18 protein-coding genes are annotated in these 20,736 nt (G+C 43.2%); 11 read left to right on the top strand and 7 right to left on the bottom strand.

The window, feature by feature from the left end:
• Positions 1–91 precede the first annotated feature (91 nt).
• Entirely contained in the window at positions 92–334 is a 243-nt protein-coding gene (locus ICL16_RS21160) for an AbrB/MazE/SpoVT family DNA-binding domain-containing protein (protein ID WP_190831659.1), read from the top strand.
• A gap of 154 nt (positions 335–488) precedes the next feature.
• Here ICL16_RS21160 and pdxR read toward each other — a convergent pair whose 3' ends face one another.
• A complete protein-coding gene (gene pdxR / locus ICL16_RS21155) occupies positions 489–1,955 on the bottom strand; it encodes a MocR-like pyridoxine biosynthesis transcription factor PdxR (protein ID WP_190831657.1) in 1,467 nt (488 codons plus the stop codon).
• Between the two features lie 106 nt (positions 1,956–2,061).
• Between pdxR and ICL16_RS21150 the strand changes: the two genes are divergently transcribed.
• Both ICL16_RS21150 and ICL16_RS21145 read left to right on the top strand, forming a co-directional pair.
• The gene (locus ICL16_RS21150; protein ID WP_190831654.1) at positions 2,062–2,538 is read left to right on the top strand and encodes a GNAT family N-acetyltransferase; all 477 of its coding nucleotides are present in this window, start codon (positions 2,062–2,064) and stop codon (positions 2,536–2,538) included.
• A 5-nt stretch (positions 2,539–2,543) separates the two neighbouring features.
• Positions 2,544–3,227, top strand: a complete 684-nt coding sequence (locus tag ICL16_RS21145; RefSeq protein WP_190831652.1) for a pyridoxamine 5'-phosphate oxidase family protein — start codon at positions 2,544–2,546, stop codon at positions 3,225–3,227.
• Between the two features lie 101 nt (positions 3,228–3,328).
• On the opposite strand, the gene ICL16_RS21140 is transcribed toward ICL16_RS21145, so the two are convergent.
• Both ICL16_RS21140 and ICL16_RS21135 read right to left on the bottom strand, forming a co-directional pair.
• Positions 3,329–4,495 carry an esterase-like activity of phytase family protein gene (locus tag ICL16_RS21140; RefSeq protein WP_190831650.1) on the bottom strand — a complete coding sequence of 389 codons (1,167 nt, stop codon included), beginning with the start codon at positions 4,493–4,495 and terminating at the stop codon, positions 3,329–3,331.
• Positions 4,496–4,608: 113 nt separating this feature from the next.
• On the bottom strand, positions 4,609–5,067 hold the full coding sequence (locus ICL16_RS21135) for a GNAT family N-acetyltransferase (RefSeq protein WP_190831648.1): 459 nt from the start codon (positions 5,065–5,067) through the stop codon (positions 4,609–4,611).
• 278 nt (positions 5,068–5,345) lie between these two features.
• Between ICL16_RS21135 and ICL16_RS21130 the strand changes: the two genes are divergently transcribed.
• The gene (locus tag ICL16_RS21130) at positions 5,346–6,788 is read left to right on the top strand and encodes a RecQ family ATP-dependent DNA helicase (protein ID WP_190831646.1); all 1,443 of its coding nucleotides are present in this window, start codon (positions 5,346–5,348) and stop codon (positions 6,786–6,788) included.
• Here ICL16_RS21130 and pheS read toward each other — a convergent pair.
• Positions 6,785–7,777 (bottom strand): phenylalanine--tRNA ligase subunit alpha, encoded by a 993-nt coding sequence (gene pheS / locus ICL16_RS21125; protein ID WP_190831644.1) that lies wholly within the window; start codon positions 7,775–7,777, stop codon positions 6,785–6,787. The two genes, ICL16_RS21130 and pheS, sit on opposite strands and share 4 nt — an antisense overlap.
• 293 nt (positions 7,778–8,070) lie before the next feature.
• Between pheS and surE the strand changes: the two genes are divergently transcribed.
• From surE to ICL16_RS21090, 7 genes are all read left to right on the top strand, one after another.
• Positions 8,071–8,868: a 5'/3'-nucleotidase SurE gene (gene surE, locus ICL16_RS21120; protein WP_190831641.1), complete on the top strand. Its 798-nt coding sequence runs from the start codon at positions 8,071–8,073 to the stop codon at positions 8,866–8,868.
• A gap of 449 nt (positions 8,869–9,317) precedes the next feature.
• Positions 9,318–10,223 (top strand): MBL fold metallo-hydrolase, encoded by a 906-nt coding sequence (locus tag ICL16_RS21115; RefSeq protein ID WP_190831639.1) that lies wholly within the window; start codon positions 9,318–9,320, stop codon positions 10,221–10,223.
• A 200-nt stretch (positions 10,224–10,423) separates the two neighbouring features.
• The gene (locus ICL16_RS21110) at positions 10,424–11,476 is read left to right on the top strand and encodes a bifunctional riboflavin kinase/FAD synthetase (protein ID WP_190831637.1); all 1,053 of its coding nucleotides are present in this window, start codon (positions 10,424–10,426) and stop codon (positions 11,474–11,476) included.
• A 42-nt stretch (positions 11,477–11,518) separates the two neighbouring features.
• Positions 11,519–12,064 (top strand): cytochrome C, encoded by a 546-nt coding sequence (locus ICL16_RS21105; protein WP_190832631.1) that lies wholly within the window; start codon positions 11,519–11,521, stop codon positions 12,062–12,064.
• Between the two features lie 304 nt (positions 12,065–12,368).
• Positions 12,369–15,161 (top strand): preprotein translocase subunit SecA, encoded by a 2,793-nt coding sequence (gene secA / locus ICL16_RS21100; protein ID WP_190831635.1) that lies wholly within the window; start codon positions 12,369–12,371, stop codon positions 15,159–15,161.
• 49 nt (positions 15,162–15,210) lie between these two features.
• Positions 15,211–15,348 carry a hypothetical protein gene (locus ICL16_RS21095; protein ID WP_238360885.1) on the top strand — a complete coding sequence of 46 codons (138 nt, stop codon included), beginning with the start codon at positions 15,211–15,213 and terminating at the stop codon, positions 15,346–15,348.
• Entirely contained in the window at positions 15,348–15,935 is a 588-nt protein-coding gene (locus ICL16_RS21090; RefSeq protein ID WP_190831633.1) for a Uma2 family endonuclease, read from the top strand. Before ICL16_RS21095 ends, ICL16_RS21090 begins: the two co-directional genes overlap by 1 nt.
• Here ICL16_RS21090 and ICL16_RS21085 read toward each other — a convergent pair.
• From ICL16_RS21085 to ICL16_RS45845, 3 genes are all read right to left on the bottom strand, one after another.
• Positions 15,926–18,697: a two-partner secretion domain-containing protein gene (locus ICL16_RS21085; protein ID WP_190831631.1), complete on the bottom strand. Its 2,772-nt coding sequence runs from the start codon at positions 18,695–18,697 to the stop codon at positions 15,926–15,928. The genes ICL16_RS21090 and ICL16_RS21085 overlap by 10 nt on opposite strands.
• Positions 18,698–19,381: 684 nt before the next feature.
• Positions 19,382–19,618 carry a hypothetical protein gene (locus ICL16_RS21080; RefSeq protein ID WP_190831629.1) on the bottom strand — a complete coding sequence of 79 codons (237 nt, stop codon included), beginning with the start codon at positions 19,616–19,618 and terminating at the stop codon, positions 19,382–19,384.
• 357 nt (positions 19,619–19,975) lie between these two features.
• Positions 19,976–20,512 carry a hypothetical protein gene (locus ICL16_RS45845; RefSeq protein ID WP_238360884.1) on the bottom strand — a complete coding sequence of 179 codons (537 nt, stop codon included), beginning with the start codon at positions 20,510–20,512 and terminating at the stop codon, positions 19,976–19,978.
• Positions 20,513–20,736: the final 224 nt, after the last annotated feature.

Raw genomic sequence — 20,736 nt, 5'->3', positions numbered from 1 at the left:
GTAATTTCTGGGAAGATAAACCGCTAACTTCCTCCTGTCCAAAGTTGTCTACTCGTAGGTAGCTTTGTCCAGACTTTTACAAGCGGTATTTATGATCACCGTCGTTACTAAATGGGGAAATAGCTTAGCTATTCGCATTCCCAAAGCATTGGCTGAACAGGTACAAGTTCAAGAAGGAACTGAAGTGACTCTTAGCATTTCGGGAGACAGCATTGTAATCACACTAAAAAAGCGGAAAAAATATAGGCTTGATGAATTACTCCAAAGCATGACACCAGATAAATTCCATTCTGAGATTGATACCGGAATCGCTGTGGGGAATGAAATTTGGTAAATAGTCCATACAACTTACTCCTGTTTTGGCTTGATCTCAAACTCCTGTGTGGAACGGTAGAAACAAACATCGAATTCCAAGAAAAAGTTTGTCTGCCCAAGAATCAAGGGAGCATTGGCTTGTCTCACCCAAGCAAACGCCAATTGAACTAGAGCTACATCATCGTCAGAATTTTAGCTAATCTAAGAATACCTTCCTCTAGCTGCTGCTCTTTCAGTTCTCCGTAGCCAAAAATAAACTCTCCTGAGGGATGTGGTTTGAGATAGTGGGGTGCGGCTGACATCATTGCTACACCAACAGAGGCAGCACGCTGAATAATTTCTTCATCACACAGAGGAGTGTGCAATCGCACCATTAAATGAAGTCCCGCCTTTTCTCCTAAAATTGTTGAGCGATCGCCAAAGTGAACTTTTAACACTTTCACCAGCACTTGACGACGCTGATCGTAAAGTTCGCGCATTCTTCTAATATGACGTTCTAAATGCCCTTCTTCAATAAAGTCTGCCAGCACCTGCTGTTCTAGCAACGGTAAATGACGATCGCTTAACCATTTAGCACCGGCAAAGGGCGAAACCAAACTTTTTGGCAGTACCAAATAGCCAATTCGCAGTGAAGGAAACAGCACTTTTGAGAAAGTACCAATGTAAAGCACTGAATCACTTTGATCTAAACCTTGCAGAGCAGGAATTGGTCTGTCACCATAGCGATATTCACTATCATAATCATCTTCGATAATTAACGCCCCAGTTTGTTGCGCCCAAGCTAGTAGTTCCAACCGTCGTGGTAGTGATAGAGTTGCTCCAGTTGGGAATTGGTGAGAAGGTGTTACGTAAACAAGTCGGATTTGTTCGTTTGAGTATGCCAAGTCTTTGACTACCAAGCCTGACTCATCCACAGCAATGGGCAAAAGTTTAGCACCTTGAGTCTTAAAGATCAGCCGTGCGCTTAAGTAGCCTGGATCTTCCAAGGCAATAACATCATCTGGCTCAATGAATAGCCGTACAATTAAATCAAGTGCTTGCTGTGTACCATTGACAATTAGCACTTGTTCTGGTATGCAGTTTACAGCACGAGAGCGGGAAAGGTAGCGAGCAATTGCTTCGCGTAAAGGTTTGTCACCCAAGAGATCTGTTGAATAGTCCAGCCAATGTAAATTAGAGCAACAGTAACGAGACAGTAGCTTGCGCCACAGCTTGATAGGAAATTGCTCAAGGGCTGGACGTCCGTAGCGGAAGTTAATCGGTAGTTCAGGTTCAACAACTCGAAGGAAATTATCTGCCTCAATTAGAGTTGCTCCATACCCAGATAGCTTGACTTGTGGACGAGTGATTTTTATAGCAGACTCAACAGATGTTGAACGCAGCAAATCATCGGGAAGTTGAGTGCAAACAAACGTACCTGAACCAACAATAGTCTCTAGATAGCCCTCACTTAGTAGTTGCTCATAGCTAGTAGTGACAGTGGAGCGAGAAATCGAGAGAGATTTTGCCAGCGTGCGTGTCGAAAGAATGCGTTCTCCTGGTAACAACCGTCCGCTTAGGATGGCTTGACGTAGTTCTTCGTAAAGTTGTTGATGGAGTGGTATGGGGGAATTGCTGTCGAGTGCGATCGCTAAATCCATAGTTCACATCAAGGATAGTGGACTGGTATTAAATCACAAAATTGGCTCTTGTGGAAGACCAGTTTGAGAATTACGCTAACAGTAATTGAATTAAGCGCCGTTAACAATGCTGATAGAACGACATATCACTATCAGAGAAGCAACTGTAGAGGAAGACTCTCTCATTGCCCAGCACTTTTACCAAATGTGGCGAGATATTGGTGTTCCTGATGACGATATCAATTCTGACTGGCTAAATATTACCCTTGAATTTATCGAAAACGCTCGTCAGGAATTGTCTTACAAAGGGTTTGTCGCAGAAGTTGATAGCGCAGTTGTTGGCTCGGCAAGTTGTCAAATATATTTGACATACCCAAATGTTCTCAAGCCGCAGTACCGACAATATGGATACATCTGGGGCGTTTACGTTGAACCACCTTACCGCAGACAAGGAATTGCCAAACAACTAACCAATATGGCGATCGCACACCTAAAAGCAGTTGGTTGTACACGAGTGCTTCTCAACGCTTCTCCTGCGGGCAAACCAGTCTACGACAGTCTTGGTTTTTCCGCCAGTAATTCAATGCAATTGGATTTAATTTAACCGAAATGAATCAAGAACAATTAACTGCGACAGAACGCACTCAAATTAAGCGAATGGCGAAACGTGGAAATTATGAACGTCAAGTCATCTATGATATTTTAGATGAAGCGTTAGTTTGCCATGTAGGATTTATTGTTGATAACCAGCCTTTTGTCATTCCCACTGCTTATGGACGAGTGGAAGACCAACTTTATATTCATGGTTCTCCCGCCAGTCGAATGTTGCGTTCGTTACTCAGTGGGATAGAAGTTTGCGTAACAGTTACTTTGCTTGATGGGCTAGTACTGGCTCGATCTGCGTTCCACCATTCAATGAACTACCGTTCAGTTGTAATATTTGGTACAGCAACCCTAATACAAGAAGCAGAGCAAAAACTAGAAGCCCTACGAGCTTTCACGGAGCATGTAGTGCCAGGACGGTGGGAAGAAGTGCGCCAACCCAACAGCCAAGAGTTACAGGGAACCTTGGTACTTTCGCTACCCTTAACAGAAGCATCCGCAAAAGTACGGACAGGTATGCCAATGGATGATGAAGCAGATTACAGTTTGCCAGTGTGGGCGGGTGTTCTTCCCTTGCAATTGGTTGCAGGTGAGGCGATGTCTGACGACAAGCAGCGCGTCTACGATGACTCGCATTTACAATCCAAAATTGAAATACCAAATTATTTGTATAATTACACACGTATATAAGGCTACTATTTAATTTTTGAAATACACGTAGGGTGGGCAATGCCCACCAAAACCTGGATGTGGTGGGCATTGCGGACTGAAACCCTAAATCAAAAGCTTACCTACAATCCCAGATCAGTTACTAGAGTAGGATTGTGCGAGTTTAACTCTATTCCAAATACCAGAAACTGTGTAAATTCCAAGAAAGGTACCTGCGGAATGTTGCCCAAATTAAAGTTATCGTCACTGACTAAAATGAGCGACTGCAAACCGTTGGGTAATTGAGAACCTAATGCAATGCCTTCAATATTATTGAGTCCATTTTCCAACCCCAGGTCGTTGAGATCGAGCAGCAATTGTTTTTCGGCAGGGCGAATATTCGCGAGTTCTGTTGCACTGAGGTCATTGAGAGAAGGTATCTCCGTGATATCAGTTGCTTCGCCTAAAGAAACTTCATACAGCTTAATGGTGTTACCGCCACCAGGTCTACCTAAAGAAAAGGAGCGCTCTAAAGCAAGCAGCGTCGTACCATTGTCTAGGGCGAGTAAGTCTACTAATCCTGTGCTAGTAAAGCCGTTGCTTGGCTCTGGCGCAAATGCCACAGCGTCAGTCACATACAGGAATTCGCCCTTGGGTTGTCCAGTAAGCAGATCATAGCTTATAAGGCGCGATCGCGTGTCGCTGGTCACACTTCCCACAGGTCCATCCTGCACCAAGGCATTTTCACTTGCAGTGAAGAACGTCAAACCATCTGGGGTGATGGCTCCACTTTCAAAAGCGAGGTTATCACGCACACCGCGTGTTTGGTCAGCAGCTATGGAAGCATCGGGAATGAACTTTTTAGGAATTGGCAGTGAGCGAATCAGAGTACCATCTAAGTTGTACTCGTTGAGGAAAGGATTGGTGCGAATCTGTCCTGTTCCTGCTGTCTCTCCCTCTGAAGTTATCAGTAAAGTTCCAGAATTGGTAAGCTGAATGCTCTCCAAATCTGTAGAAAAGTTTGGGTAAAAGGAACCATCTTCACGACGCAAGCGTGTCACTTCTGTAAAGGAAACACGGCTATTATCAAAAGTCCCGTCACTCAAATCGAGAGTTAAGGTATAGAAGCGTGGTGGATCACCAGGCTCATTGGGTTGTCCCCCTCTGTCGTCTGAAATAGCATAGTAGCGTTCATTCAGCGCATCGTAAGTAAGCCCTGAAAGACCTCCAATGGTCGTGTCGTCAAGCGTTTGAGTGCGTGCTGGAAACAGCGCCTGTCCAATGAAAGATAAATTTTTGATTGTACTCATATGTAGCGGTGAAAGAACATTTCCTCGCTACCGTACCATACAGAGGTTGGCTTAAAACTAAGGCTTTCTTAAACCCTCATTAACTTGCGTGTGATAATGAATCTGACGTGGGGCTACTCTACAGGAAGACCACTTTTATGCCGCATAATATTTGGATTTAAACGTATCATAATTCTTTCCGGTTGTTTCAAATCTTTAAAACCGTAACGGCGATAAAGTCCATGAGCATCTTTTGTTCCTAATAACCACATTGCGACTTCTTGTAGTTCTGGGTATTCCAAAATATATTCAACAAACCATATTCCTAAACCTTGTTCGCGGTATGGTTCTAGAATAAAAACGTCTTTTAACAAAGCTGAAGTTGCATAGTCAGTGATGACTCTGGCAAAGCCCACTTGTTTATCGCCTTCATACAGTCCAAAGCATAAAGAATTGTTGATTGACTTGGATAATATTGCTAATGGTATATTCTCAGTCCAATACAAAGTTTTTAAAGAATTATTAATCAGGGAAATATCTAATTTAGATTTATCAGTACTAATGTAAAATTTATGTTTTAATTCTTCAGTCATATCGCTGCTGCACCTAGTGTTTAAAGTATTGTAGGGGCTATTCTACTCATGTGCAGTATGAGATTTGGAGAAGATAAATGAACCGCAAAGACGCCAAGGACGCGAAGATAACCCTTGTACTATAGCCAAAAAAGCATCTTAGTCCTCTTTAGAGGACTTTAGCTATAAGAAAAGCGATTTAAATCGCAGGTGGATGTTGTTTGTTTTGTGTGAATCACTGAGCCAGTAGCTTAAGAGCGAAGGATATATTGAGAGTCACGCTCATGTTCTTGTGAAGAATGAATCACCCACCAACAACGTCTCTTAACGAAATCCGCGCAGCTTTGCATAAAATCTGGGGTTACGAGGATTTCCGTCCACCACAAGGAGAAATTATTCACTCTTTATTGGCAAAGAAAGATGCGCTGATTATTATGCCCACAGGTGGGGGAAAGTCTATTTGCTTTCAACTTCCGGCACTGCTACAAACTGGATTAACGCTGGTAGTTTCTCCGTTGATTGCTTTGATGGAAAACCAAGTGCAGGAACTGCGTCAACGGAACTTACCAGCAGGGATTTTGCATGGTGAATTACCATCTTTGATGCGGCGACAAACTTTACAAGCTATAGAAAGACAAAAGCTACGGTTACTATACTTGTCTCCAGAGACTTTATTAAGTGAGTCGGTATGGGAAAGATTGGTAAATCCACAACTGGTAATTAACAGTTTGATTTTAGATGAAGCTCATTGTCTGGTGCAGTGGGGAGAGACGTTTAGACCAGCGTATCGAAGATTGGGGGTAGTGCGACCAACGCTGCTAAAATCAAAACCACCGGGAACAAAAATAGCATTAGCTGCTTTTACCGCCACTGCTGACCCTCTAGCTCAAAAAATAATTCAAGAAACTTTACAATTAGAAGAACCGGATGTTTTCCAGCTTCCTGTCTACCGTTCTAATCTGAACCCAAGTGTACGCATAGTTTGGACACCACGAGGCAGAAAGCAACAATTATTAAAATTTATACAAAATAGACCAAAACAAACTGGGCTAGTTTATGTTCGGACAAGGCGAGATAGTGAGGATTTAGCTGCGTGGCTGCACTCTATGGGTTATGTTACAGCTAGTTATCACGCTGGGCTAGGAGCAGAGGAGAGGCGCAGTGTAGAGGCGAAATGGCTAGGGGGAAATATGCCGTTTGTCATCTGTACGTCTGCTTTTGGTATGGGGATAAATAAAAGTGATGTCCGTTGGGTGGTTCATTTTCACGCGCCGTTGTTGCTATCAGAGTATTTGCAGGAAATTGGACGTGCTGGGCGGGATGGTAAACCAAGTGATGCCCTGACTTTGGTAAGTGAACCTACGGGATGGTTAGATCCAGAGGATAAACAAAGACAGCGGTTTTTTGAAGAGCGGGTGCGATCGCAACAAATATCCGCACAGCAGCTGGTGAAAAAGCTACCCTCTCAAGGGGAAGTCAATGCAGTAGCAAGAAAATTTCCCGACGGTGCAATTGCTCTGGCTTTACTCCACAGCGCTGGTCAATTAAAGTGGTTAGACCCTTTTAATTACAGCATCATCCCTGGCAGACTAAATCAGTCTACCAAGGAACTGATCGCAGTTGTGCAGATGAATAGATATATTACTACCAAGCAATGCCGTTGGCAGTTTTTGTTAAACGCCTTTGGTTTTAAACTTGAACCAGCATGGCGTTGTGGTCATTGTGATAATTGCCACCGTTAAAATTGTCGTAAAAACCGCAAATCACTGGAGTAAACACGCCGAATGTCATCAAGTTGGTGTAGCACCATAGCAAAACGTTCTACACCAAAACCGGCGGCGAATCCGGTGTATACTTCTGGGTCATAACCTACTGCTTTTAACACGTTTGGATCGACCATACCACAGCCCATAACTTCGAGCCAGCGACCATTCCACTGCAAGTCTACTTCAGCGGAGGGTTCTGTGAATGGGAAGTAACTGGCACGAAAGCGGATTGGCACTTCGCCAAACATCGCTTGTAAAAACATTTTGATAGTACCTTTAAGGTCGGTAAAGGTGAGTCCTTCGTCTACCGCTAAAAGTTCAATTTGATGGAAAACTGCGGTGTGAGTTGCGTCTACTTCATCTTTTCGGTATACTCGCCCTGGAGCAATAATCCGAATTGGTGGTTCCTCGGCTTCCATGTAACGAATTTGTACTGACGAGGTTTGAGTGCGCAGCAGATTTCCGTCAGGAAGGTAAAAGGTATCCTGCATATCACGGGCTGGGTGATCTGGCGGAGTGTTGAGCGCCTCGAAGTTGTAGTAATCTGTTTCCATTTCTGGACCATTTGCTACAGTATAGCCCATGCCGACGAAAATATCTGTTGCCCGGTCTATTATGCCATTGAGGGGATGAATACGACCTTGGGGACGATAAATTCCCGGCATCGTCACATCCAGAGTTTCAGCTTCTAGCCGTCCTTGAATTTCAGCGGCTTCCAAGGAAGCGCGTTGTTGGTCTATACTGTTTTGTATGGCTTCTTTGACTGTGTTGGCGATCGCCCCAATTTTTGGGCGTTCTTCGGCACTTAGTTGTCCCATACTCCGCAACAGCGCCCCCAACTCTCCCTTTTTGCCCAGATAGTTAACTCTGAGTTCCTCTAGACGTTCCAGCGAATCTGCGGAGAAAATCGCTTTTTCTCCTTCTGCTTGAAGTGTTAATAGTTGAGCCTCTAAATTGCTAGTCATTAGTATTTAATCATTAATCATTAATCATTTGTCTACAGCTTGGGATTGCTGGTCACATAAAATTAGTAATATGCCACTGCACAAGTCTAAGGCAATGGTGAAAACTGAATTTCTCTTTACCAGTGTAGCCGCTTTACGTCAGACTAAATTGAAGTTTTAACTTTCGACCTGTAAATGCCTCCCTGGGGTATTTAAAATAACTAATGTACATACGCCTCATTGAGGTATTTACAATAACTAATGTAGAGACGCCCCCTCGGGGCGTCTCTACTAATGGATGATGATGATTAACTATGAAATTACTGATTAGCAATGATGATGGTGTTTATGCCTTGGGTATACGCACTCTAGCAAATACCTTAGCTCAAGCAGGTCACGATGTTACTGTAGTTTGCCCAGATCGAGAACGTTCAGCAACTGGACACGGACTTACTCTTCACCAGCCAATTCGCGCTGAAATTGTCGAGTCAATCTTTGATCCGGCTGTCAAAGCCTGGGCTTGCGATGGTACTCCTTCTGACTGTGTTAAATTAGCGCTGTGGGCATTACTTGAGTCTCCTCCCGATTTGGTTGTTTCTGGGATCAATCAAGGAGCTAATCTGGGAACAGAAATTCTTTATTCTGGTACTGTTTCTGCGGCTATGGAAGGTTTAATCGAAGGTATTCCCAGCGTGGCAATGAGTCTTGCCAGTTTTTCTTACAAAAACTTTCAGCCAGCTGCTAATTTTGCGTGTAACCTAGTAGCAAAACTAGCCCAACAGCCTTTACCAGAGTTAATGTTGCTTAATGTTAATGTTCCTGCTGTTCCAGCGCCAGAAATTACTGGAGTGATGATAACTCGTCAAGGAGTGCGACGCTACATTGATGTTTTTGATCAAAGAGTAGATCCGCGTGGTAAAACCTACTACTGGTTAACTGGAGAAGTTCTAGAAGATGTGGAACCACCAGCTGGTTTAAATTTACCACAGCATTTACCAATGGATGTACATGTGGTTCGGAAAAACTACATTAGCATAACTCCATTGCAATACAATCTTACTTACGCCTCTGGATTGTGTACACTGTCTGAATGGGAATTGAAGTTTCCGTGAACCATGATAAGTGGGGCATGGGGAATAGGGCATGGGGCTAGGTAAGAAATAATTGATTTTCACAATTTCTCGGACGCTCAACCGCTCAAACCATTGCCCATTGCCCATTGCCCATTGCCCATTGCGTAAAGTGGTTTTCGCTACCCATCAAACTATGTTATCAAAGTTATGGTTGCGCTCATAAAAGTGCAGAAAAATGTCTTCGTCAAATTATGATTGTATGGGTTTTCACGCAAGGAGTTTTCGGAATTAAGTGTATGATTGATCACAGGTTGTACATATATTTCTCTAAGAGGCTCTTGCCTAACCAAGTTTAGCAACACTGTTAAACTTGGTATGCTGTTTTACCAATAAATTTACTCTCTACTAAAAACAGTGAGACAGCATAAACTGAACAAAATAAGTAAACATTTTTTATTCATATCCCGCTCTATCTTGCAAGCAACACCATGTCTAGGATCAAGAACCACCAATTTACAGTCCATTTTTGGGGTGTTCGCGGCAGTATACCTTGTCCGGGACTACACACCGTTCGTTATGGCGGTAATACCCCTTGCATTGAGATGCAAGTGGACGGCAAACGCTTAATTTTTGATGGTGGTACGGGACTGCACGTTTTAGGGCAATCATTGTTGCCCAAAATGCCAGTTGACGCTCATATTTTCTTTACCCACTCTCACTGGGATCACATGCAAGGTTTTCCTTTCTTTACTCCTGGGTTTGTGAAGGGAAATTCCTTTCATATATATGGCGCGATCGCACCCGATGGTTCCACCATTGAACAACGTCTTAACGATCAGATGCTCCATCCGAATTTTCCCGTACCCTTACAGATTATGCAAGCCAATTTAGATTTTCATGATGTTGTACCAGGGCAACCTATACTAATCGACGACATTACCGTAGAAACAGCTCCTTTGAATCATCCTGGTGAAGCTGTGGGATACCGTGTTAATTGGCAAGATCATGCTGTTGTCTACATTACAGATACTGAACACTTCCCGGACAGACTTGATGAAAATGTTTTGTGGCTAGCTCGTAATGCCGATATTCTTATTTATGATTCTACTTATACCAATGAAGAATATTATTTGCCCACCAAACCAAAAATTGGCTGGGGACACTCAACTTGGCAAGAAGCTGTGAAAGTAGCGCTAGCGGCTAATGTCAAAACTCTAGTGATTTTTCATCACGATCCTTCCCACGATGATGAGTTTTTGGATCGTGTCGGGGAAGAAGCAATGCGTAAGTTTCCGGGTGCGATTATGGCACGCGAAGGTATGGTACTCAGGGTAGGGGCATCAGTTGCTTTATCAGAATCTTTTTCTGTGATTGACTCTCTACCTTTAACTTAAGCACCAGGCGACTATTCTACCATTTTTGCTCTTATTTATAATAGTAGCATATTGCTGCGGTTATAATAGGAGTCTGGGCTTGCATGGTTTGAATCAAGTTGCTACTTAGAAGAGTGTAGATTTTAGATGAGATTGTGTAAATATTGCTTATAGCGATTAGTCAGCTAACGGCTTTATAAACCTAAGATCCCAAAATTGATGTGCTAAATCTGTCTCAAAATGGGTGTTCTGTGTGGGTAACATCTTCGACTGAATTGGCTCTAACGCCAACTGTTATTGCTTTAGGTAAATTTGATGGTGTACATCGTGGTCATCAACAGGTAATTCAACCAATATTAAAAGCAGATCGTTTGGATCTAACAGGGATGACATTCTCAAAGTCCTCCCCAACTGCAAAAGATCTTTCACTCCCTTCTGGATATGCCTACTCAACAGTTGTGACTTTTAATCCTCATCCGCAGGAGTTTTTTACGGGAAAACCCCGTACTCTGTTAACACCATTGGATGAAAAAATTTATCAATTGCGCAGTCTTGGGGTAGAACAACTCTTACTACTACCATTTGATAAAGAATTATCTGCTTTAACTCCTGAAGAGTTTGTGGAAAAGATTCTTGTACAACAACTACAATGCCAACGAATTAGCGTTGGACAAGATTTTCGTTTTGGTAGCCAACGCAGTGGTACTGCCACTTTATTACAACAAATTGCAGCAAAGTATGATATCCCTGTTACCATCGTTCCTTTGGAAACTTGTAATTGTGATGGGCAGGAATACTCGGACAGCGAAAGGATCAGCAGTTCACTTGTCCGTCAACATCTAGAACACGGAGATATTGAAAAAGCCAACCAACTGCTAGGACGCCCTTATACACTAATGGGTTCTGTGGTCAAAGGTCAACAACTGGGTAGAACTATCGGCTTTCCCACCGCCAACCTACAACTTCCTAAACAAAAGTTTTTGCCACGTTTTGGAGTTTACGCTGTCCGTGTTAAAAGTTTGGGTGAAGTACCAGATGCTACTGCTTTTGACTGCGTGGGAGTAATGAATATTGGCTCTCGCCCCACAGTAAATGGTACTCATCCAACAGTGGAAGTACATTTGTTAGATTGGAAGGGTGATTTGTATTGCAAAAAACTGACAGTAGAACTAGAAAAGTTTTTGCGCCCTGAACAAAAATTTCCAACGCTTGAAGCGCTGAAAACACAAATTCAACTTGACTGTGCTGAGGCAAGAGCTTTTTTTCGTGCTTGATAGTTGCTAGAGATGATTGTAATAGTATATGTAGGCTGGGCAATGTCAAATATGATGAAGAGCTTTCGCGATAATCGCACACTGAAACGCAAGCCCATTGGTTTACTTTTGGTGATCCTTACTTGGAGTTTAGCTATGGGCTGGTTATTAACCTTATCATATAATGTTCATGGTGCTACTCCCACGTCCATGATTACGGTTGACGTAGTCCCAGCAAAGTATCAGTTAGGACAACAATTGTATCTAGAAAACTGCGCTAGTTGTCACATTGCTCTACCACCAGCTGTTTTGCCTACCCAAACCTGGAAAAATCTCCTAGAAGATGAACAGCATTACGGTGCAAGGTTAAAGCCTTTGGTAGATCCTCCGCGCATTCTAGTTTGGAGGTATATTGAGGCTTTTTCCCGTCCTCAGCTTAAAGACGAAGAAACGCCCTATCGCGTCAAAAACTCACGTTATTTCAAAGCAATACATCCAAGAGTAAAATTTTCCAGCCCTGTAGAAATTGGTAGTTGTGTCAATTGTCATCAAAGTGCTACAGAGTATAACTTCCGTCGCCTTACTAGTGAGTGGGAGAACTCACCGTGAAAAGAACACTCCCTCATCTCCCCCACTCCTCATATCGAGGGGGGGCGATCGCTACCTCTGTGACGTGGTGTTCTCTGCCTCAATGGGAGTTGAAATGATACTATAAAAACAGTCCAAATAAAAGCTATTAGTTAAAAGCAATCATTTAGTAAACTGATTGGCAAATCTGAGGTCTAAGCTGTTTTGAGCCAATACTCATTTTACCCCCCATCCGCTACCACATTCGTATCGGTTGGGTTAAACGCTTATAATCTAATGCAAAACCTTTAATCCCATCCTCCTTTATTCAGTTGAATAACCTGCCATGCTAAAAACCTTGTTGGGCGACCCCAACGCTCGTAAACTTAAAAAATACCAACCTTACATTACCGACGTTAACGTTTTAGAGGAAGACATTAAAGCCCTGAGCGATGACGAACTCAAGGGCAAAACTTTGGAATTTAAACAGCGTCTTGCCAAAGGCGAAACCCTTGACGACATTCTGCCAGAAGCTTTTGCTGTGGTGCGGGAAGCAGGAAGGCGAGTTTTGGGTTTGCGGCACTTTGATGTTCAACTTTTAGGTGGCATTATTTTGCATACAGGGCAAATTGCCGAAATGAAAACTGGAGAAGGCAAAACCTTAGTGGCTACCTTACCCAGTTATTTGAATGCTCTTACTGGTAAAGGAGTACACGTTGTTACCGTCAACGATTACCTAGCTCGTCGGGACGCGGAATGGATGGGACAAGTGCATCGCTTCTTGGGTTTGAGCGTAGGACTAATTCAGCAAAGCATGACGCCACCAGAGCGCAAGAAAAACTACGATTGCGACATTACCTATGTCACTAACAGTGAAGTGGGCTTTGACTACCTGCGCGACAATATGGCGACAGAGATCAAAGACGTAGTGCAGCGCCCGTTTAACTATTGTGTAATTGACGAAGTAGACTCAATCTTAATTGATGAAGCGCGGACGCCGTTAATTATTTCTGGACAAGTAGAAAGACCTACAGAAAAATATATCAAAGCCGCGCAGATTGCCACAGTTTTAAAAAAAGACGAGCATTATGAAGTGGATGAAAAAGCTCGTAACGTACTGTTGACAGATGAGGGTTTTGCCGAAGCAGAAAAGCTTTTGGAAGTAAAAGATTTATTTGATCCAGAAGATCCTTGGGCGCACTTTGTTTTTAACGCTATTAAAGCTAAAGAACTTTTTCTCAAAGACGTTACCTATATTGTTCGTAATGGCGAAGTAGTCATCGTAGATGAATTTACAGGTAGGGTTCTTCCCGGAAGACGTTGGAGTGATGGACTGCATCAAGCCATTGAAGCCAAAGAACGGGTAGAAATTCAACCAGAAACTCAAACTCTGGCAACAATTACCTATCAAAACCTGTTTTTGCTCTATCCCAAATTAGGTGGAATGACGGGAACGGCAAAGACGGAAGAAGCAGAGTTTGAAAAAATTTATAAACTGGAAGTTACGGTAATTCCTACCAACAGAGTGAGGAGACGTCAAGACTTGTCTGATATGGTCTTTAAGACGGAAGCAGGCAAGTGGAATGCAATTGCTAAAGAATGTGCCGAAATGCACTCGCAAGGCAGACCAGTATTGGTAGGAACCACGAGTGTAGAAAAATCAGAATACCTCAATCAACTCCTCAAACAGCAAGGTGTTCCCAACCAGTTGCTCAATGCCAGACCAGAATATGTCGAGCGAGAAGCGGAGATTGTTGCTCAAGCCGGACGAAAGGGGGCGGTAACTATCGCTACAAACATGGCTGGTAGAGGTACAGACATTATTCTCGGTGGTAATGCTGAGTACATGGCACGTTTGAAGATGCGGGAATATTTTATGCCCCGGATTGTCAAACCAGAAGATGAAGATATGTTTGGCATTCACAGAGCAGCAGGATTACCAGGTGCAGGAGCTGGTGGTCAAGGTTTTGTTCCTGGTAAAAAGGTAAAAACTTGGAAGGCTTCGCCACAGGTTTTCCCCACTCAGCTTTCACGAGAAGCAGAACAAATGCTTAAACAAGCTGTGGAAGTTGCTGTCAAAGAGTATGGCGAACGCAATTTATCAGAACTGGAAGCGGAAGACAAAGTAGCTGTGGCAGCTGAGAAAGCTCCAACTAGCGATCCTGTCATCCAGAAAATGCGGGAAGCTTACAACCGTGTTAAGCAAGAGTATGAAGTGTTTACCAAGCGGGAACACGATGAGGTAGTAGAAATCGGCGGGTTACACGTAATTGGTACCGAACGTCACGAGTCGCGTCGGATTGACAACCAGTTGCGCGGACGTGCAGGCAGACAAGGGGACCCCGGTTCGACGAGATTTTTCCTTTCGTTGGAAGATAATTTGCTACGGATTTTTGGTGGCGATCGCGTAGCCAACTTGATGAATATGTTCCGCGTTGAGGAAGATATGCCTATTGAGTCTGGAATGCTTACCCGCAGTTTGGAAGGTGCGCAGAAGAAAGTCGAAACTTACTACTACGACATTCGTAAGCAGGTGTTTGAGTATGACGAGGTGATGAACAATCAGCGTCGTGCTATTTATGCTGAACGTCGTCGCGTGCTAGAAGGTCAAGACCTCAAAGAACAAGTGATCGAGTACGCTGAAAGAACGATGGATGACATCGTTAACTACTACATCAACCCAGATTTACCTTCAGAGGAATGGGAATTAGATAAGTTGGTGGAGAAAGTTAAAGAATTTGTTTATCTGCTAGCGGACTTGCAGTCCAGTCAATTAGAAGATATGTCGATGGGTGAGATTAAAGCTTTCCTCCACGAACAGGTGCGGATTGCCTACGATCTTAAGGAGGCACAAATTGACCAAATCCAACCCGGATTAATGCGCCAAGCAGAACGGTTCTTTATTTTGCAGCGGATCGATACTCTGTGGCGAGAACACTTGCAGCAAATGGATGCTTTACGTGAATCTGTGGGATTGCGCGGTTATGGTCAAAAAGACCCGTTGATTGAGTACAAGACTGAGGGTTACGAACTTTTCTTGGATATGATGACCAATATCCGTCGAGATGTGGTATACTCTTTGTTCATGTTTCAGCCCCAACCCCAGCCAGTAGTGCAAACTTCATCGGAGATGGTGTAGGGATTTGTGTCAATTTGGGGCGGGCTTTCCTGCCCACCCCACAAAAATATTGGAACTAACAGAAGTGCCTTATGCGTTGTTAGGTGTAACGCCAATGGAAGTTCTTGGGTTAGAACTAGATTTAAAAAATCGTAAGTTGCGTGTGTTGCCCATGAATTCTGAGCAAACCTACCTGACTATTTTATAATGACTATCACCACCGCTAAACGTTTTACTATAGCTGAATATCACCGTTTAGCAGAACTCGGATTCTTTGGAGAGGATGAGCGAGTTGAACTGATCAAGGGAGAACTCTTCCAGATGCCAGCTAAAGGTACACAGCATTCCACTTTTAACAGAAGGTTGATCAGGGAATTATCAAGGCTGCTAGGCGATCGCGCTACTATACAAAGTCAAGATCCTGTTGTTATTCCGAATAATAGTGAACCTGAACCAGACATCGCCATTCTTCGCAATCGAGAAGATGACTATCTTGATGCTCATCCCAACCCAAGTGATGTCTTACTTTTAATTGAAATTGCTGATTCTTCTTTAAAATATGACCAAGAGGTTAAACTACCAATTTATGCTGAAGGCGGTATTTCTGATTATTGGATATTTAATTTAGTAGACAATTTCTTGGAATTTTACAGTGAACCATATCAAGTGCAAGGTAAATTTGGTTATCGCAGAAAGTTAATTTTTCTGCCTCATGAATCAGTTAATCTCCCATTTTTTCCTGATTTGGTTATTCACCTGTCTAAGGTTTTTCCTCAAGTGAAGCATCAAGCTTGAGTGGGTTGAGAGGATAATTTGCTCCGGATGTTTTGAGGCACAGCACAAGACACTGGCGTGAGCCAGGGACTATAAGGAGTGGCATTAGGTGCAGAAGCGACCAAAACTACATCTCCATTACTATCCACTATCCACCCACGCGCTTCTATAATCGGCGTGTCTATTTTGGCAGAACCAACACCAGGAGGATCTGCGATCGCCGTTGGTTTTTTGTTAATAGTTGGTTGTGTGGGAACAGAACGCACGAATCCGGTGGGGTAATATGAAATGGGAAGATCTCCAGGACGCACAGGTAAGCCCCCGTGTCCGGTAATATAAAAAGAATTAGCGGTTGTTCCTCTTTGATCCGCACAGTTTTGCATAATCTGCCTAGACGGATCGACGAGATTGGATGGTAGTTCCACAAATCCGCGACTTGGGTCTAAATCGGGTGTGTTGATAGTTACCTGACCGCTTAAAGAAGGGTTTTCCTGAGAAATTGCTGTAATGTCATTGGTCGAAAGTTGACGCGGGTTTAAATCTAATGGACGCAACCTCTCAAGGTCTTGCCGCCTAAGTGGTAAGATTCCAAAGATGCCTGTAGCGTTAATAGTAACTTTACCTCCCTGACCAGTAAACGCATTAGCAGTGATGTCACTATTTTCACCCTTGGCGGCGACGATGAAGCCCGATGGAGCATTAATGGTGATATTACCACTGTCTCCCGGCTTTTGCTCCGTGCCTGCGGTGGTGGATATTCTACTACCACGACGCATCAGCAATAAATTTGTAATGTTCAACTTGAGGTTGCCGCCATTACCAGAGAAGGTCTGTGCTGTAATCAGACCGTTGTCTAGCCGCAGGTCGCTAGCAGTGATGTCAACGTCGCCTCCTACCCCTTCTCCGCTGCTGCCAGTAAAGACTAGTGCCCCATTAGAGATGAGCAACTGCTGTGTGTTAATTGTCAAATCTCCTGCCTTTCCTGTCCCTTGAGTGTTAGCAAACAAGCCGGTAGGAAACTGACCATTGGTTGAAGTACCAATTAGTTGTACCGATTGGGAGGCATTGACATTCAAACTCCCCCCATCCCCTGAACCATTCGTGCCAGTAATAATCTGTGCCCCATCCAGAACTTGCAACACGGGAGTAGTAATCGTCAAATCTCCCGCCTTTCCTACCCCTAGAGTGTTAGCAAACAAGCCACTGAGAAACTGACCATTGGCTGAAGTACCGATTAGTTGTACCGATTGGGAGGCATTGACATTCAAACTCCCCCCATCCCCTGAACCATTGGTGCCAGTAAAGATCTGTGCCCCGTCAGAGATGAGCAACTGCTGTGTGGTAATCCTTAAATCTCCCGCCTTTCCTGTCCCTTGAGTGCTAGCAATCAAGCCACTGGGAAACCGACCATCGGCTGAAGTACCGATTAGTTGTATCGATTGAGAGGCATTAACACTCAAACTCCCTCCATCTCCTTCTCCAATGCTGCCAGTAAAGACTAGTGCCCCATCAGAGATGAGCAACTGCTGTGTGTTAATTGTCACATTTCCCGCCTTTCCTGTCCCTTGAGTTCCAGTGAACAAGCTGACGGGAAAAAACTGACCATCTCTTGAAGTACCAATCAGTTGCACCGATTGAGAGGCATTGACATTCAAACTTCCCCCATCCCCTGAACCCAAGGTGCCTGTGGAAACCTCTGCTCCATTAGAGATGAGCAATTGCTGTGTGTTAATTGTCACATTTCCCGCCTTTCCTGTCCCTTGAGTGTTAGCACTCAAGCTGGTGGGAAACTGACCATAGGCTGTACTTCCAGTCAATTCCACCAATTCAGAAGTGCTAACAGACAACGCTCCTGCGGCTCCCTCTCCCAAAGTACTGACTTCAATTTGAGAACTTTCCTGTAGCGTTAACCGCTTGCCCTGTACTTGGACATTACCACCTGCGCCACTAGCATCAACTGTCGCCTGCTGAGACAGTTGAATGTCCCCGAAGGTTGGGACACTTTCATAGCCAAAAGTCCAGCCTTTTGCCGTTGGTGTCAGGTTGACTAGACTGGAACCTGCCACACTCCCCAATTCAATTCGTCCTCCTGCTGTTTTCAGAGTTCCCCCTAAGAGCTTTATGTCACCGCCCACCAGGGCTAAAGTTTGATTGGGCTGTACACGTAAAGCCTCATTAGTATCAATTAGATCAGTTGTTGTTCTTGTACCTTTACCATTCCCTTGTACCTGAATTGCTGCTGGTGTTGGTCCGAACTGCAAACCAACGGGAACACTGATAGTTAGCAGGGGCGGCGATTGGGTTACAGTAGTACTGAACTGTGTGCCATCAGCAAAATTCAGGCTACTTGCCGTACTTACCACAAACGAGCCACCAATGTTCAGTGAGGCATTTCTACCAAAAATCATCCCTTTAGGATTCAGCAAAAACAGGTTGGCTGTACCGTTAGCACTGATTAACCCGTCAATGTTAGAAGCTGAACTACCCGTAACTCGGCTAATAATGTTTTGAATGTCTTGAGCATTGTTGAAGAAAGCTGTGGAACCAGTGGGGACAGAAAACTCTTGGAAACTGTGGAATAAATTATGTCCAGCTTGCGTTCCTCCCTCAATAATTCTCATGTTATCTTGTAGTATGACCTGAGAATTATTGGGTAAAGTGGTATCTGGGGTAATTTGAGCTACGGCACAATTTGCATGGGAAAATAACGCACCACTGATCGCAATCCCTATTCCTAAATAAGTAACCCAACTCCGACCATTAGTACTATCAAAGCTAGACATTGTATCCCTCAAGAAAATACTAGTGATTATTTAACAACGGACGGTTATCTCTGATTTATAAAGTAAATCTTAAATCCGTAGGGTGCGTTAACTAGGAGTACGGCACCATTGCCCTAGCTAGTTCATTTGTTATTAATCACAGTTTTTATCTCAAAAAAAATGCTAATTTAGTAATGTACAATTATTTAAAATTATTTGGAAAAAATTAATAATTTGTATTATCTAAGAAAAATTGTCATATTTTTCGTGTATTAATAAACATTAAATTGTCAAAAATAAAAAACGAACTATGAAAAAAATAGGTTTAGATAAATTCAAATAAAAAATGATTTATAATATACTCAAATGCTGCACTTTTATGAAAAATAAACACCGCAGCAAATCCCGTAAGCGGAAATTTTTAAGAATTATATTTTTATGCAGTCTTGTATTTTGCTTGTGGCTCTTGCAATTAAGAGTGGTAACTGCTCAAAACAGTAATTCGCAATTAGTACAGCAAGGAATTGAGCGATACAAAGCAGGAGATTTTCAAGAAAGCATCGCAATTTGGCAAACAGCTTTAAATGCTTATAAGTAAGTCGGCGTGAATAAACAGAACTATGTAAAGAAACGTAAAGTTCATCTCTTTCGCTCGTAGTTAGCGCCCTTGCGCGCACTCAGCGCTGACTACAAACCTTTAATTTTTTACGCCGACTTACTTATGATTTGTGCAGCACTATAAACTAAAGAAGCAGTAACTGCTGCAACACTAACTGCAATACTATGTGCACAAGAAATGCTGGAGGCAGCAAGGGTAGTTGATGGGGTTATCCCGCCATAGACACTAAGTTCTTCTTCAGACAAGTTGCCCAGGTAGCTTTCAGAATGAGAAAATAGCTCAGAACCAGCAGGACGCAGAACAAAAATCGTAATTGTAGCCACTTAAATCTCCTTGATAACTATAAAAATTCATCCTTAATAAATAGTTTTGGGGATGAATTGTTTACAGTTACATAGTGTCAGACTATTTTTTCTGATTCAAGTTTTTGTACGTAATATTATAGAAACAAGTAAGAGAATTATTTCTCTATTTGTACTAATAAATAATTATTGATATATAGCGTTTCCTAATCAGCTAAGGTACAAATTTATCTGTGTTTATCTGTGTTCATCTGTGGTTAATTACTTTTTCGGCGTACCTCACGTCCGTGAGAACCGCTATAAAAATATTTTTTTATGTTTCACTAATGGGAATAGATTGATGCTGAGCGAGTCAAGCTCTGAGCTTGGGAGTCCTCATCAATGAGTAGCTTTAGGCTCAAGGTCGCCTCCTTGTTCTTCGAGGCGGTAACGCTCTTCTTGAGCTTCCAGGTTGAGGAGTTCTCGGTGACTTTCGCAATAGCAAACAGCTTCATGAATGGCAGCAAGGGGAAGGTTCCAATTTTCTGCTGCTTCTTCAGGAGACATCTGGTTAGCAATCATATCTCCCCAGACAGTAGAGGCAAGTAGTTTCCGTCCTTTGATATAAAGTTGCCGCCGCCAAGGGTGAGGACGTGCCACTAGATACTGCCATTCATTAGTTTCGATGGGTTCAAGTTCTGGGATAAGTAGGCGGACTTGCCCTTCTTTTGTATGGAGAAATAGTTGAGTACCTGGGTGCATGTGGCGCTTGAGAGTTAACATGACCTCAATGGAGCGAAGGATGGTTTCTTTGATATTAGGAGCATTGATTGCTTCGCGCAGCCAGTTAAGTTGTGCTTCTTGCTCTGGAGTGATGTTGAAGTTTTGGCGTTTGGTTTCGACCGTTTCTAGATCAGATGATATCGGTCTGGTCATATTCTCAAGTGTCTAACCCGCTTTTGGATAAGTACAATATAAGTATACCATACACAAATAGAAGACAGCAGAAGTTACGAAGGTATAGCATTTGCAGAAAACTGCAACCGTTAGCACTTGGAGGATGATCGAGCAGGGAGCATCCAGTTTTGGCAGAAACATTCAAATAGTCAGGACAAACACAGCTAATGTTAGTACTGAGTCAGGATAAATCTCAACATGAT

The sequence above is a fragment of the Iningainema tapete BLCC-T55 genome, from assembly GCF_014698965.1.
Classification (GTDB): domain Bacteria; phylum Cyanobacteriota; class Cyanobacteriia; order Cyanobacteriales; family Nostocaceae; genus Iningainema; species Iningainema tapete.
This window is presented reverse-complemented; position numbering and strand designations above follow the sequence as displayed.